Source organism: Burkholderia sp. RF4-BP95, assembly GCF_001521985.1.
Lineage (GTDB): Bacteria > Pseudomonadota > Gammaproteobacteria > Burkholderiales > Burkholderiaceae > Burkholderia > Burkholderia diffusa.
Window position 1 is genome coordinate 25,090 of sequence record NZ_LOSX01000087.1, and the last position, 13,360, is coordinate 38,449.

13 protein-coding genes and 1 pseudogene are annotated in these 13,360 nt (G+C 67.1%); 9 read left to right on the top strand and 5 right to left on the bottom strand.

What is annotated here, in order from left to right:
- The first annotated feature begins 141 nt into the window (after nt 1-141).
- Both WS46_RS28565 and WS46_RS28570 read left to right on the top strand, forming a co-directional pair.
- Nucleotides 142-330 (top strand): hypothetical protein, encoded by a 189-nt coding sequence (locus tag WS46_RS28565; RefSeq protein WP_257130065.1) that lies wholly within the window; start codon nt 142-144, stop codon nt 328-330.
- A 21-nt stretch (nt 331-351) separates the two neighbouring features.
- Nucleotides 352-720, top strand: a complete 369-nt coding sequence (locus WS46_RS28570) for a hypothetical protein (protein ID WP_059692500.1) — start codon at nt 352-354, stop codon at nt 718-720.
- A 159-nt stretch (nt 721-879) separates the two neighbouring features.
- Here the strand turns inward: WS46_RS28570 and WS46_RS28575 are convergent, their stop codons facing one another.
- From WS46_RS28575 to WS46_RS28585, 3 genes are all read right to left on the bottom strand, one after another.
- Complete coding sequence (locus tag WS46_RS28575; protein WP_059692501.1) at nt 880-1,800, bottom strand: LysR family transcriptional regulator; 921 nt, start codon at nt 1,798-1,800, stop codon at nt 880-882.
- A gap of 137 nt (nt 1,801-1,937) precedes the next feature.
- Nucleotides 1,938-3,398: an FAD-binding oxidoreductase gene (locus WS46_RS28580; RefSeq protein ID WP_059692717.1), complete on the bottom strand. Its 1,461-nt coding sequence runs from the start codon at nt 3,396-3,398 to the stop codon at nt 1,938-1,940.
- A gap of 234 nt (nt 3,399-3,632) precedes the next feature.
- Nucleotides 3,633-3,977, bottom strand: coding sequence for a cupin domain-containing protein (locus WS46_RS28585; RefSeq protein ID WP_059692502.1), 345 nt, complete (start codon nt 3,975-3,977; stop codon nt 3,633-3,635).
- Nucleotides 3,978-4,174: 197 nt separating this feature from the next.
- Here WS46_RS28585 and WS46_RS28590 point away from each other — a divergent pair, with 197 nt between their 5' ends.
- The 3 genes from WS46_RS28590 to WS46_RS28600 all read left to right on the top strand — a co-directional run bounded on the left by WS46_RS28590 (nt 4,175) and on the right by WS46_RS28600 (nt 7,664).
- A complete protein-coding gene (locus WS46_RS28590) occupies nt 4,175-5,044 on the top strand; it encodes a helix-turn-helix transcriptional regulator (RefSeq protein WP_059692503.1) in 870 nt (289 codons plus the stop codon).
- Between the two features lie 165 nt (nt 5,045-5,209).
- Nucleotides 5,210-6,160, top strand: coding sequence for an agmatinase (speB, locus tag WS46_RS28595; protein WP_059692504.1), 951 nt, complete (start codon nt 5,210-5,212; stop codon nt 6,158-6,160).
- A 22-nt stretch (nt 6,161-6,182) separates the two neighbouring features.
- Nucleotides 6,183-7,664 (top strand): aldehyde dehydrogenase family protein, encoded by a 1,482-nt coding sequence (locus WS46_RS28600; RefSeq protein WP_059692505.1) that lies wholly within the window; start codon nt 6,183-6,185, stop codon nt 7,662-7,664.
- A gap of 72 nt (nt 7,665-7,736) precedes the next feature.
- Here WS46_RS28600 and WS46_RS28605 read toward each other — a convergent pair whose 3' ends face one another.
- Nucleotides 7,737-8,141, bottom strand: coding sequence for a nuclear transport factor 2 family protein (locus tag WS46_RS28605; RefSeq protein ID WP_059692506.1), 405 nt, complete (start codon nt 8,139-8,141; stop codon nt 7,737-7,739).
- Between the two features lie 243 nt (nt 8,142-8,384).
- On the opposite strand from WS46_RS28605, the pseudogene WS46_RS28610 reads away from it, so the two are divergent.
- The 4 genes and pseudogenes from WS46_RS28610 to WS46_RS28625 form a co-directional block, all read left to right on the top strand.
- A pseudogene (locus WS46_RS28610) lies at nt 8,385-8,561 on the top strand (hypothetical protein); the annotation flags it as partial.
- 44 nt (nt 8,562-8,605) lie between these two features.
- The gene (locus WS46_RS28615; RefSeq protein WP_059692508.1) at nt 8,606-8,866 is read left to right on the top strand and encodes a hypothetical protein; all 261 of its coding nucleotides are present in this window, start codon (nt 8,606-8,608) and stop codon (nt 8,864-8,866) included.
- 104 nt (nt 8,867-8,970) lie between these two features.
- Nucleotides 8,971-11,421 (top strand): phosphocholine-specific phospholipase C, encoded by a 2,451-nt coding sequence (locus WS46_RS28620; protein WP_059692509.1) that lies wholly within the window; start codon nt 8,971-8,973, stop codon nt 11,419-11,421.
- Between the two features lie 491 nt (nt 11,422-11,912).
- The gene (locus WS46_RS28625; RefSeq protein ID WP_059533729.1) at nt 11,913-12,503 is read left to right on the top strand and encodes a GNAT family N-acetyltransferase; all 591 of its coding nucleotides are present in this window, start codon (nt 11,913-11,915) and stop codon (nt 12,501-12,503) included.
- 20 nt (nt 12,504-12,523) lie between these two features.
- Here WS46_RS28625 and tam read toward each other — a convergent pair whose 3' ends face one another.
- Complete coding sequence (gene tam / locus WS46_RS28630; RefSeq protein WP_059692510.1) at nt 12,524-13,309, bottom strand: trans-aconitate 2-methyltransferase; 786 nt, start codon at nt 13,307-13,309, stop codon at nt 12,524-12,526.
- Nucleotides 13,310-13,360 lie beyond the last annotated feature (51 nt).

Genomic DNA, 13,360 nt, shown 5'->3' on the forward strand with positions numbered 1-13,360 from the left:
GCCTATCGATTCGCCGCGACGCGGGCGCTAATATCTCGCATCGGCGCGGTGCCGAGAAGAAGGCAGTCGTTTGTGCCGTAGTCACAAAAAAGTTACCGACCAGGGTTCAGCACGATGAAAACGAGTGCGACAGGATGTTCCGTGGAAGCGGCGATGCGCCTGCTCGGCGGCCGCTGGCGGCTGCTGCTCGTGTCGTACTTGCTCGACGGGCCGAAGCGCTTCAGCGACCGGCTGCGGCCCGTCGTCGAGGTCATGCGCGAGTTCGGGCTGTGGCTGAAGACGCGCGATGCGCATTTCGAGGTCGAAACGGAAACCGCGCTGCCCCGATAACCCCACATCGAGAGAAACATCATGGAACTCCATGCCACCGTCGGCGCGGCGACGTCCGACATCGACGACGACGAAAGCTGCGCGAACATCTATTGCCACGACGCGGCGCAGAACTATTGCTTCTCGCTGCTGCGCTTTCCGGAGGAAACGTCGATCGAGGTGATGGTGCTCGACCAGCTCACCGCGCACGTGAAGGATCTGACGGTGCGCCTCACGGGCGACACGATCGAAGTCGAACTCGACGAGCGCACCGCCGCGCGGCTCGACGGCAACACGCATTACGTGATTCATCTCGCACCCGGCGAGCACGATCCGGTCGTGCTGCGTGCCGCGCTCAAGGAAATCTTCGACGGCAAGAGCGGGTATCGCGACGACAGCGCAAGCACGTGACCCGGCCTGCCCGGCACTCGTCCGCATCTCACGCGTTCGCGCTTCGCTCATGACACGCGCTTCGCGATTCCAGCTGCTTCGCCGCCGCTGCTCGCGTTCAACGTCGACGACACCGTCACGGCGCGTGTCGAACGCATCGACGCCTGAGCAGGCCCCGCGCTACGCGGCCAGCGCGATCGATTTGATGTTGAACGCGCGCAGCAAATCCTCGCAGAACGCGTCGACGATCGGCTTGTCGCTCGCGCTGCGCTTCATCGCGAGATGCAGCGGCACGTCGAAGCTGAAGGTCGTGCGGCCGATGGCCTTCACGAGCCCGCGCTGCTCGAACGGCTCCGCGTAATGCGCGGGCAGATAGCCGAGATGGCCGCCCGACAGGATCAGGATCGTCGCGGCCTCGATGCTATCCGCGCTCGCGGTCACGCGCCGCTCCGGCAGCGGATACTGCTCCTCCGGCACCGGATAGGTGCGCCATACCCAGTCGTGCGCCTGCAGGTCGTCGGCCGACACCGGCCGTGACGCATGAAACAGCGGATGGCCGCGCCCGCAGTAAATCACCTGCTCCTCGGTAAACAACGGCGTGTAGTCGAGCCCCGGCACGCGATGCCAGAAATACCCGATCGCGAGATCGAGCTGGTTGTTGACGAGACTTTCCTCGAGTTCCTGCGGCGACGCCACCTTCATCGAGAACGTGACGGCCTGGTCGCGCTTGCGGAACGCGCCGATGGCATCGGCCAGGCGTGCGTTCTCGACGAGCGGCGCCTGCCCGATCAGGCCGATCGACAGCGTGCCGACCAGCTTGCGGTCGATGTCGCGCACGCGCGCGACGAACTCGGACGTCGCCGCGACGAGCGTGCGTGCCGTCGCCGCGAAGCGTTCGCCCTTCGACGTCAGCCGAAACCCGCCGCGGCCGCGATCGCACAGCTTGAAACCGACGCGCGCTTCCAGCGCGGACAGCTGCGTGCTGATCGTCGACTGCCGCACGCCGAGCGAGGCCTCTGCGGCCGTGATGCCGCGTGCGTCGACGACGGCGAGAAAGACCCGGATGAGCCGGAGATCGAGATCGGTGGTATTCGAAAACATGCTTCGAGCCGCTGCGCCTGAGCGCGTTGTCGGGCCGGCGCGACACCGGCCGTCTTCGCCGATGAACCTTGCCGGACGCGCGCCGCCATCGGCAACGGCACACGCCATACGCGTCGCTCGCGGACACCGCGCGCCGCTTACATCGGGAAGCCCATCGCCTTGATCCCGTTGATCCACGCGCGCTTCCAGCCGCCTTCGGCATCCGCGCCGTCGAACGCATGGAACGTGATCTTCGCGGCGACCCATCGCATCGGCTCGGGCGGGATGTAGCTCGGGCTCTGGTTCGCGATGTCGAGCTTGCGTTCCGGGCTGTCTCGATCGAACAGGATGTTCAGCCCCATGAACGCGCCGAACCGGCTCGCCGCGACGCCGAAACCCGTGTAGCCGGCGACGAACACCGCCTTGTCGCCGAGATAGCGCTTCGCGAACACCGAGCCGCGCGAGCAGTAGTCGATCGGGCCGCCCCATGCGTGCGAGAAGCGCACGTCGGCGAGTTGCGGGAACGTGCGATGGAACGCCTCCGCGAGCCGGTAGTAAGTTTGCCGCTCGCCGTCCTGGTGCGGCTCGGGATCGCCGTCGAAGTGATAGCTGACCAGCCCGCCGAAGATGATGTTGTTGTTCTTCGTCAGCCGGAAATAGTTCAGCTGCGTGCGCGTGTCGTACACGCCCTGGCGATTCTTCCAGCCGATCCGCGCGAGCTGTTCGTCGGTGAGCGGCTCGGTCGCGAGCACGTGATCGCGCACCTGCATCACGCGGCGGTTGATGTCGGGAATGCCGACCTTCGCCGTGCCGCTGCCGAACACGACGCGTGGCGCGCGCACGCTGCCCCTCGGCGTCTTCGCGTAGACCGTGTCGCCTTCGTCGGTGACCGTCGTGAGCGGCGTGTGTTCGTACAGCTTCACGCCGAGCGACAGCGCCGCGCGCTTGAGCCCCCACGCGAGCTTCGCCGGATGCACGATGCCGCTGCGATTGCGCGACCACAACGCGCCGGCGAACAGCGGCGAATTCAGTTGCCCGAGCGTTTCGTCGCGATCGAGCAGCACGACGTCGTGGCCGTATTCGCGATGCAGGTCGTAGTCGCCCTTCAGGTGCGCGACGTGCTCGGGGTCGACCGCCACCGTCATCTCGCCGTTCCACTCGATGTCGGCGTCGATGCCGTAGCGCTTCAGCGTTTCCTCGAAGCCGTCGAGGTTGCGATGGCCGAATGCCTCGAGTTGCGCGATGTCGTTCGGGAACACGCGCACCGCGTTCGGCAGCCCGTGCATCACCGATGTCGAGATGATCCCGCCCGCGCGGCCCGATGCGCCGTGCGCGACCTTGCCGGCCTCGATCAGCACCACGCTCAGGTGCGGCATCTGCTCCTTCGCCTGCACGGCCGCCCACAGCCCCGTGAAGCCGCCGCCGACGATCAGCAGATCGGCCGTCGCGTCGCCGACGAGTTCCGGCTCGGCGGCCGGTGCGGCCGGGTTGTCGAGCCAGTACGGGAACAGCTTCGTATTCGCGAGCGCCTCGGCGGCGCTCAGTGCGACCGGCGCGCGACGCGCGTCATGCGCGTGTGCCGGCGCGGCCTGCGTTGTTTCGTTGACTTCCATTTCCATGATCCCAGCCATCCCGCGTGATCGCGGCCCGCGCGTGCCGAGCGTGCGCGGCGTGCCGAATTCGCCGATGTCATCGGTTGTTCCGCCGATGGCAATTCGCGGCGCATGCACCGCAAGTCGCGATGTATGCCGTCGGCAAGCGCGCGACGGGTTTCGCTTGCGGTCGATCGAAAACGCAACCGCCGCCAGGCGCGCGTCGATCCAGCGACGACACCTCGGCGGCGGTCGCTCGCATCACGACTTCTCGAGCAGCACGTAGAACTTCTTCGCGTCCTCGATCGTCTCCCAGCGGCCCGCGAAACCGGCCGGCAGCAGGTAACCCTGGCCCGGCGTGAATTCCTTGCGGTTGCCTTCCACGTCGGTCAGCGCGATGCGGCCCTCGACGAGCCACACCGCCTCGTCCGCCGCCGTTTCCGGGAACGCCACCGAGCCGACCTTGCCTTCCCACCAGCCGATGAGGTAGCCGCCGCTCTTGCCTTCGGCCGCGCGCCAGTCGCTTTCGTCCATCCCGAAGTCGAGCTTCGTGAATTCGCCAATGCCTGCGCCGAGCGGCAGGATGTCCTTGATCAGTTTGGTCATCTGAATCTTTCGTCTCTTGATTGAAAAAGCAGAGACGAAGTTACTCATTTACACTGCCCCGGTATGCCCCCCTTCGGGGGGGACAAGCCGCGTTTTCCGCTGCGCGCGGGGCCGCAGGACTCCGTACCGTATTTCCCCCTAATGACGTTTTCGGCTTCCAACGCTAAAATCGCCGCCGCTTTTCACCGGGGAACCGCATGCTGCTCAACGTGAACCCCTTCCTCCGCGACACCGACCGCTTCAACGTGTCGTTCAAGGCGCTGGGCGAGCTGATCGAGACGGTCGGCACGCCGCACTTCGTGCCGCGTCTCACGCAATTGCTGAACGACGTGGTGCCGCTCGACGTCGCGCACGTCGAACGCTCGCGCGTCGACGGCACGATGCCCACCGGCTACCGCTGCGAATGGATCGGCAGCAGCGGCATCGGCACCGCGACCGCCGAAATCTCCGACGTGATGACGCTCTACTACGAGCGCTTTCTCGACAGCGACCCGCTGTTCGCGGGGCTGCGCGGCAAGACGGGCACGATGCTGGTCGTGCGCGATATCGCGGCGATTCCGCCCGGCGAATTCCGCCAGCGGCTGTTCGACGACGTGCATATCGGCCACGAATGCGTGCTCGCGCGCGGCACCCGCTACGCGCAGCATTCGATCGCGCTGGAACGCGGCCGCGATCGCCCGCCGTTCACGCTCGCCGAGATGAACCGCTTTCGCGGCATCAGCGACATGCTGTTCCCGCTGCTCGAGCTGCATGCGTCGACCACCGCCGCGCGACGCGTCGCGCATCCGATGCCCGAGGTGCATCCGCTCGCGCAGTTCGACGCGCGGATCGCGGCCGACGGCGTGAAGCTGTCGAAGCGCGAATACGAAACCTGCAAGCATCTGATCTCCGGCAAGACCGTGCCGGAAACCGCCGACATCCTCGGCGTGCGGGTCGCGTCGGCCGAGTCGTACGTGAAGCGTGCGTTCGCGAAGCTCGGTGTGCGCACGAAGCGCGAGCTTGCCGCATGGGGGTCGGCCGCGCCGCACCACGGCGACGACGCGCCGCCGCCCGCGATCGCGCGCTGATCCGGTCCGACGCCGACCGCCCGCCGGCGGTCACGCCGCGTCGATGCGGCCATGCCACTCGCATCGAGCCACATCGATGTAAACGTTGCGACTTCAAAATCTTCGCGTGCGCGTTCTCCTCTACCATCGGCCGAGCGTTTTTCACCAGAAAGAGGAGACGGCCCCATGCACCGCGAACTGAATCAACCGATGGGCGGCAACGAGATGCCGCGCTTTGGCGGCATCGCCACGATGATGCGCCTGCCGCAGGCCGACACGACCGACGGCCTCGACGTGTGCTTCGTCGGCGTGCCGCTCGATCTCGGCACGTCGAACCGCTCGGGTTCGCGCTTCGGCCCGCGTCAGATCCGCACCGAATCCGTGCTGCTGCGCCCGTACAACATGGCCACGCGCGCGGCCCCGTTCGATTCGCTGCAGGTCGCCGACATAGGCGACGTCGCGACCAACCCGTACGACCTGAAGGATTCGGTGCGCCGCATCGAGCAAGCGTATGACGAGATCGTCGCGAACGGCTGCCGGCCGATCACGCTCGGCGGCGATCACACGATCGCATGGCCGATCCTGCGCGCGCTGCACAGGAAGTACGGTCAGGTCGCCGTGGTGCACGTCGACGCGCACGCGGACGTGAACGACACGATGTTCGGCGAGAAGATCGCGCACGGCACGCCGTTCCGTCGCGCGGTGGAGGACGGCCTGCTGCATTGCGACAAGGTCACGCAGATCGGCCTGCGCGGCACCGGCTACCACGCGGACGATTTCGACTGGTGCCGCCAGCAGGGCTTCACGGTCGTGCAGGCGGAGGAATGCTGGAACAAGTCGCTCGCGCCGCTGATGGCGCAGGTGCGCGAACGCATCGGCGACACGCCGGTCTATCTGAGCTTCGACATCGACGGTCTCGATCCGTCGTTCGCGCCCGGCACCGGCACGCCGGAAATCGGCGGGCTGACGGTGCAGCAGGGTCTCGAGATCATTCGCGGGATGAAGGGGCTGAACATCGTCGGCGCGGATCTCGTCGAAGTGTCGCCGCCGTACGATCCGACCGGCACCACCGCGCTGGTCGGCGCGAACCTCGCGTACGAGATGCTCTGCGTGATGCCGGGCGTCGCCTACCGCTAACCCGATCGACAGGAAAACGTTGATGTCCACCGCTCAGCTTTCCCCTTCCGCCACGGCCAACGTGCTGCCCGCCGCGCGCATCGCCGGCCAGCCCGTGCGCACGCATTCCGATGAAGCCGGCGCGCCGATCTTCAATGCGTCGACCGGCGAGACGATCGGCTGGCAGGAATTCGCGACGGCCGCGCACGTCGACGCCGCGGTCCGCGCCGCGCGCGACGCGTTCGCCGGCTGGCGCGACACGCCGCCCGCCGAGCGCGGCCGCCTGCTCGCGACGATCGCCGCGCGCGTCGAAGCCGAGCGCGAACGCCTTGCGGCGCTGCAAATGCAGGTGAGCGGCAAGCCGCCGTTCGAAGCGGACGCCGACGTCGGCGACGTCGCCGCGACGTTCGCGTACTACGCGCAGCTGTGCGAGAACCCGGCGCTGTTCGCGGCCGAGCCGGTCGCGCTGCCGAGCGACGCCGTCGCCGCCGAGCGCTTTCACGATGCGGTCGGCGTGGCCGCGCTGATCGTGCCGTGGAATTTCCCGATGGTCACGACCGCGTGGAAGCTCGCGCCCGCGCTGGCGGCCGGCTGCACGGTCGTGATGAAGCCGTCCGAACTGACGTCGCCGACCGAGCACGCGCTGCTCGACCTGATCGCCGAAGCCGGCGTGCCGGACGGCGTCGTCAACGTCGTGAACGGTGGCGCGGAGGTCGGCGCGGCGCTGAGCGCGCATCCGCTGGTCGACAAGATCTCGTTTACCGGCAGCACGGCCGCCGGCCGCAAGGTCATGCAGGCCGCGGCCGAGGACATGAAGCGCGTGACGCTCGAACTCGGCGGCAAGTCGTCGCTGATCGTGCGCGACGACGCCGATCTCGACGTCGCGGTGTCGCTGGCGGTGGCCGGTGCGTTCACGAACGCGGGCCAGATGTGCTCGGCCACCGCGCGCATCCTCGTGCACGACAGCGTGTACCGCAGCTTCATGGCCGCGTTCGAGACGGCCGTGCGCGCGCTCGTCGTCGCGCCGCCTTCCGCCGGACACGTCGCGATGGGGCCGCTGATCTCGGCCGCGCAGCGCACGCGCGTCGAGGCGATGCTCGAGCAAGGCATCGCGGCCGGCGCGCGCATCGCGTTCAGCGGGCGCGTCGCCGAGGGGGGCGGCAATGGCTTCTTCATGGCGCCGGTCGTGGTCGCCGAACCGGCCGTCGACAACCTGCTGTGGACCGATGAAGTGTTCGGCCCGGTCGCGTGCGTCAAGTCGTTCCGCACCGACGACGAGGCGATCGCGCTCGCGAACGACACGCGCTACGGGCTCGTCGCGACCGTCGTGACGCGCGACGCGGAAATCGCGAAGCAGTTCCAGGCGCGCGTGCGCGCCGGGCTCGTGTGGATCAACGCGCCGCAACTCATCTACCCGCACGTGTGCTGGGGCGGCTTCGGGCTCAGCGGGATCGGCCGCGAACTCGGCGTGACGGGCCTGCGCAGCTACCAGGAACTGCGCCACGCGATGCGCGCGATCGATTGACCGGGGCGGTCGACCGAAGCATGCGATGCATGCTTCCGAAAGTGACGATGTCCGCGCACGATCGCGGCGTCGTCACGGTCGATGTGCCGCCGCTTCGGCCTCGGTGTCGTGATACTCGACGAACGTCGCGATCTTCCCGTTTTCGATCGTGAACAGATGCACCCAGTCGTCTTCGTACGTGCGACCCGTGGCATGAACATGCCAGCGTTGCGTGCCTAGCACGACGACCCGGTTGCCGCTCGCGATGAACTCGAGCGGCTCGAACCGTTCCGCGGTCTGCGTCGACGCAAGCGCCGCGAAGAACGCCGCGACCGCCTGCGGCCCATGTCTTCTGCCGACGAACGGAACGACGTCGGCCGGCCCCGGGATGAACCAGTCGATACTGTCGGAAAGCGTCTGCAGAATGCCGTCGATATCGGCCCTGCCGAACGCCGCGTATGCCTGCTGCACGAGTTGCACGTTGTCTTGTTCGCTCATCGCACCCTCCCGCCTTCGCCGGTTCGCCGCGTCGCGGCGCGGAATTCGGGCCGCGGACAATTCAGCATAGTCGAACCGCGAGGCGGCACTTATGCGTATTCTCCAGCAGTCGCGCGGCGTGAATTCCGTATGAGCAATCGGCGGTGGCGCTGACCCGACGCCACGATGACGTGCGCCTGAATCCTGCCGACCACCGGCCCGTCGCCATGACGGCCAGCAATGGCCGCGGCGGCTCGATATCACTGCTGCATCGTCACCGCGACCAACGTGGTCGTGACGCGTCCGATCGCCGCCGAGTTTGGAATCGAGCATCTACTCGGCATCGAGCGCGATACCGACGACGGCACGCCGGGCGGAAGATTCACCGGGCTGTCGCACGTCGCCGGCACGCGCGGATGGCCTGTCATGAAGTTGTTCTGATTCGAACGATATTCTCCGCTGTTCATTTCTTTTCTGGAGGGGCAATGAAAGCAGGAACAGGAACGACGCACGTCAATCACTCAGGAATCCGACTCGAATCGAGTCGCGACCACTCCGCTCCGCCCGCTGGTAAGGAAAGTCATTTCCCGCACTGGCGCGGCGCTTTCATGATCGCGCTCCTTTGCACGCTGGCCGGTTGCGGCGATGGCGATTCCGGCGCGGCCGGCAACCTCGCCGCGAACCGCGCATCAGCATCGGGCCCGGCCGCCGCGCCGGTCCTGCACTGCGCCACGGCTTGCCACTGACGGGCACCTGCCCTTGTCCGGCGTGACTGCGATCGCAACGCGCGGCGTTTGAAGCGCGAGGGCGTCCGGCCAGTCCGTCCGGCCATTCATGACAGAGAGCGAAAATGCAAAACAAATCCACGACACGACGTCAGTTCCTGGCCGATGCGCTGAAGCTCGCGGGCGCCACGGCAGTCACCGGCATGCTGCCCGAAAGCATCCTGCGCGCGCAGTCGATTCCGGCAGCGACCGTCACCGGCACGATCCAGGACGTGAAGCACGTCGTGATCCTGATGCAGGAAAACCGGTCGTTCGACCACTACCTCGGCACGCTGCGCAGCGCGCGCGGCTTCGGCGATCCGCGCCCGGTCGTGATCTCGAGCGGGTATCCGGTCTGGCGCCAGCCGTGGCTGCTGTCGTACGTGTTCCCGTTCAACCCGTCGCCGCCGGCCGGCAGCGCGAACGGCGACACCTATTACGGCGACCTCGACCACAGCTGGAACGGCACGCACAGCGCATGGAACAACGGCCGTTACGACAACTGGGCCGGCGCGAAGACCAGCGGCACGATGTACTACTTCACGCAGAACGACATCCCGTTCTATTACGCGCTGGCGAGCGCCTTCACCGTGTGCGACGGCTACCACTGCTCGATGCTCGGGCCGACCGACCCGAACCGCCTGTATCTGTGGACCGGTTGCTGCGGCAACGTGCCCGGCTACACGCCGTACACGACCAACACGATGACCGGCACCGGCTGGACCACGATGCCGGAACGGCTGAATGCGGCCGGCGTCACGTGGAAGTTCTACCAGGACAAGGGCAACGGGCTCGATGCCGCGCACGGTTACGGCGAGTACAACGGCTCCAGCAAGGATCTCTGGTGGAACGGCAACTACGGCGACAACGTCATCCTCAACTTCAGGCAGTACCAGAACCTCGGCGCGACCGATCCGCTCGCGCCGGCGCTCAACGGCACGCAAATCGACCCGACGGGCGGCGGCACCGAATACGACACGCGCCTGTTCAGCCAGTTGCAGGCCGACGTCGCGAACGACACGCTGCCGCAGGTATCGTGGATCGCCGCGCCCTACGCGTACTGCGAACATCCGTCGTGGGCCGCGAGCGGCGGCGAATGGTATGTGAGCAACGTCCTCAACGTGCTGACGTCGAATCCGAAAGTCTGGGCCAGCACGGTGCTGCTCGTGATGTACGACGAGAACGACGGCCTGTTCGACCACGTGCCGCCCGCCGTGCCATCCAGCGCATCCGCGGGCACCGGCCGTTCGACGGTCTCGACCGCGGCCGAATTCGTCGGCAGTAGCGGCGCGGCGTCCGACGGATCGGCCAGCGGCGACGTGCCGATCGGCCTCGGCCCGCGTGTGCCGATGTTCGTGATCTCGCCGTGGTCGAAAGGCGGCAAGGTCAACTCGCAGGTGTTCGATCACACGTCGGTGATCCGCTTTCTGGAAACGCGCTTCGGGCTGCAGGAAACCAACATCACGCCGTGGCGGCGCACCGTGTGCGGCGATCTCACGTCGGCATTCGACTTCACCAATCCCGACCAGACGGTGCCCGCGATCCCGAGCCCGGCCAGCAACATGGACCCGAACGGCTGGACGGTCATCATCCCGCCGGCGACCACCACCGCGGTGCCGGCACAAACGACCGGCCGCAATGCGGCATGCCGGCTGCCGTACGAGTTTTTCGTGCAGGGCAAGGTCAACCGCTCCGGCAGGACGCTCGCGCTGACGATGACCAATACCGGCACGGCGGGCGTGCATCTGCAGGCGTGGGTCGACGGCACCAGCACGATCCCGCGGCAATACACGATCGGCGCCGGCGCGAACGCGTGCACGACCCTGTCCGATTCGCTCGCGCTGAACTCGGCTGGCGGCTACGACTATTCGGTCTACGGGCCGAACGGATTCCTGCAGACGTTCCGCGGCAACGTCGGCGCGTCGGGCAATACCGGTTCGTCGGCCGAAGTCAGCCTCTGTTACGACGTGCAGAACGGCAACGTGCAGATCACGCTCGACAACACCGCCGGAGCGAGCGCGACGACGTTCCAGCTCGTCGACAACGCGTACGGAATGAACACGCCGCAGTCGGTCAGCGTGCCGGCCGGCGCGACGCAGGCCGTGACGTGGTACGGCGACGCAGGCTGGTACGACGCGAGCATCCGCGACGCGAACGACCCGAACTTCCTGCGCCGCGTGGCCGGCTGCGTGCAGGCGCAAGCGGGTGCACTGCTGACCGATTCGGCGATCGGCAATACGAACGGGAAATTCGTGCCCGCGCTGTCGTCGCAGGGCTCGTCGTACGGCACGCTGCGGTTCGACTACGTCGTGCCGCCTTGGCGTCACAGCCCGAAGAACTGGGTCGGCATCTACCCGCGCGGCGCGCAACCGACCAAGGGCGGCTACAAGTCGTGGGCGTATCTGCCGAAGAGCACGGGCTCGCTGCTGTTCTCGACGACGGCGAACAGCGCGCTGGCGTCGGGCCAGTACGATGCGTGGTTCCTCTTCGACGACGGCTACACGCCGCTGGCAGGCCCGGTCGCGATCAGCATCTGACGATGCGGCCGGCGACGCGCGTTCACGGCGCGCGTCGCCCGGCTCGGCTCTCATCAGCAAGTCTTCGTGGAACGCGCCGAACGGCCGCGTCGGATGCGCGCTCCGGATTTCGATTGATCGCGTGCATTCTTGCGTGCCGCATCGCGTCGAGCGAAAACGCTTCGCCGACGGCTTCCCGCTGCGTCGAATTCAACATGATGCTCCTGTGCCGGCGAATATGGGTCGGTTAGGTCGATCGCCATTTCGATATGCATCGCTGAACATATCGCGTTCCGCGCCGATGCGTGGCGTGATTGCATTCCCGTTCCAGGCCGGTGCAGCGTCGCTGCCGATATCCCGCATAATCGGGCGTTGAATCGCGCCGCGGGGAGAAGCATTGTGCGAGCGCAGCAATTCGAAACAGGAACGGGCGCGATCCGGCTCGCCGCAAGGCGGCGCTCGCCCCGGGGGAAATACTTGGCAATCCCGCTGAAGACAGGACACCGACACACATGGACCGAGCCGAGCACATCAGCATCGAACAGGCGGTCGATCTGCCCGCCGACGAACTGAACGGATGCGACTTTTCGTTCGAGATCGCGTGGGAGCTGAATGCGCCGTACCAGGATCTGCTCGATTTGCGCGCGCTGCCCGTGCGGCGCAAGGACTACGGCTTCGACCCGGCCGGCTGGGCGCGCGAGGCGTCCAACGGCACCGCGCTGTTTCGCGCGAGCGCGGGCGGGCGCCTCGCGGGATTCGTCGCGATCACCGAAAGCTGGAACGGGATGGCCGAGATCGCGGAACTCGCGGTCGACCGCGGTTGCCGGCGCCAAGGGATCGGCCAGTTCCTGCTGGCGGCCGCGGAAGCGTGGGCGCGCAACCGCGGGTTCGGCTTCATGCGGCTGGAAACGCAGGCGAACAACGTCGCGGCCTGCTGCACGTACGCACGTGCGGGCTTCGTCATCGGCGGCCACGACCGCTTCCTGTACGCCGACGGCGCGAACGACGGCGAAGTCGCCCTCTTCTGGTACAAGGACCTGCGTGACGGGCAGTCCGCGAAGAGCCGGACGGTCGATCCGGAATCGATGCGGCCGGCGTCCTGACCGACGACCATGCTTTCGCGTTACTTCCGCGTCGCGACGATGAACAGGCGCGGAAACGGCAGCAGCACGGTGCCGTCGTCGAGCAGCGGATAGCCGTCCGGACCGGCGAGCGCGTCGCGATAGCGCGCGACGAATGCGTCGCGTTCGCTTTCGTCCAGCGCCGCGAGGAACGGCCGCAGCGCGCTGCCCTTGAACCATTCGACGACCGCATCGACGCCGCCGCGCAACGGATGGTAGTAAGTCGTGCGCCAGACATCCACCCGCGAACACGACGGCGACAGCAACGCGTAGTAATACCGCGCGTCGAACCGCTCGGTGCGCGCCGCGTCCTTCAGCTTGTGCGCCCACGGTCCGGCCGCGGCGACCTCGCGCATCAGCCGGTGCGCGGGTTCGTCGAGGTTGTCCGGCATCTGCACGGCGAGATGGCCGCCCGGCGCGAGCCGGCCGACGAGCGACGGAAACAGCGTGTCGTGCGCGGGCACCCATTGCAGCACCGCATTCGACAGAATCAGATCGTAGCCGCCCGGATCGTCCCAGGTGGAGACATCCGCGAGATCGAAACGCAGCGCGGGCAGGCGCTTGCGCGCGGCCGCGATCATGTCCGGCGACGCGTCGATCCCGCGAACCGTCGCGTCGGGGGCGCGCGCGATCAGCGCTTCGGTCGAATTGCCGGGCCCGCAGCCGATGTCGATCGCGGTATGGATCGGCGTATCCGGCACGGCGGCCAGCAGATCGCGCACGGGCCGCGTGCGTTCGTCTTCGAATCGCACGTACTGGTTGGCGTATTGATCGAGTGATGTCGTCACGGCATGCCTCCTGGTCGGCGTGGACGGTGTCGGAATATCGACAGCCGTCGA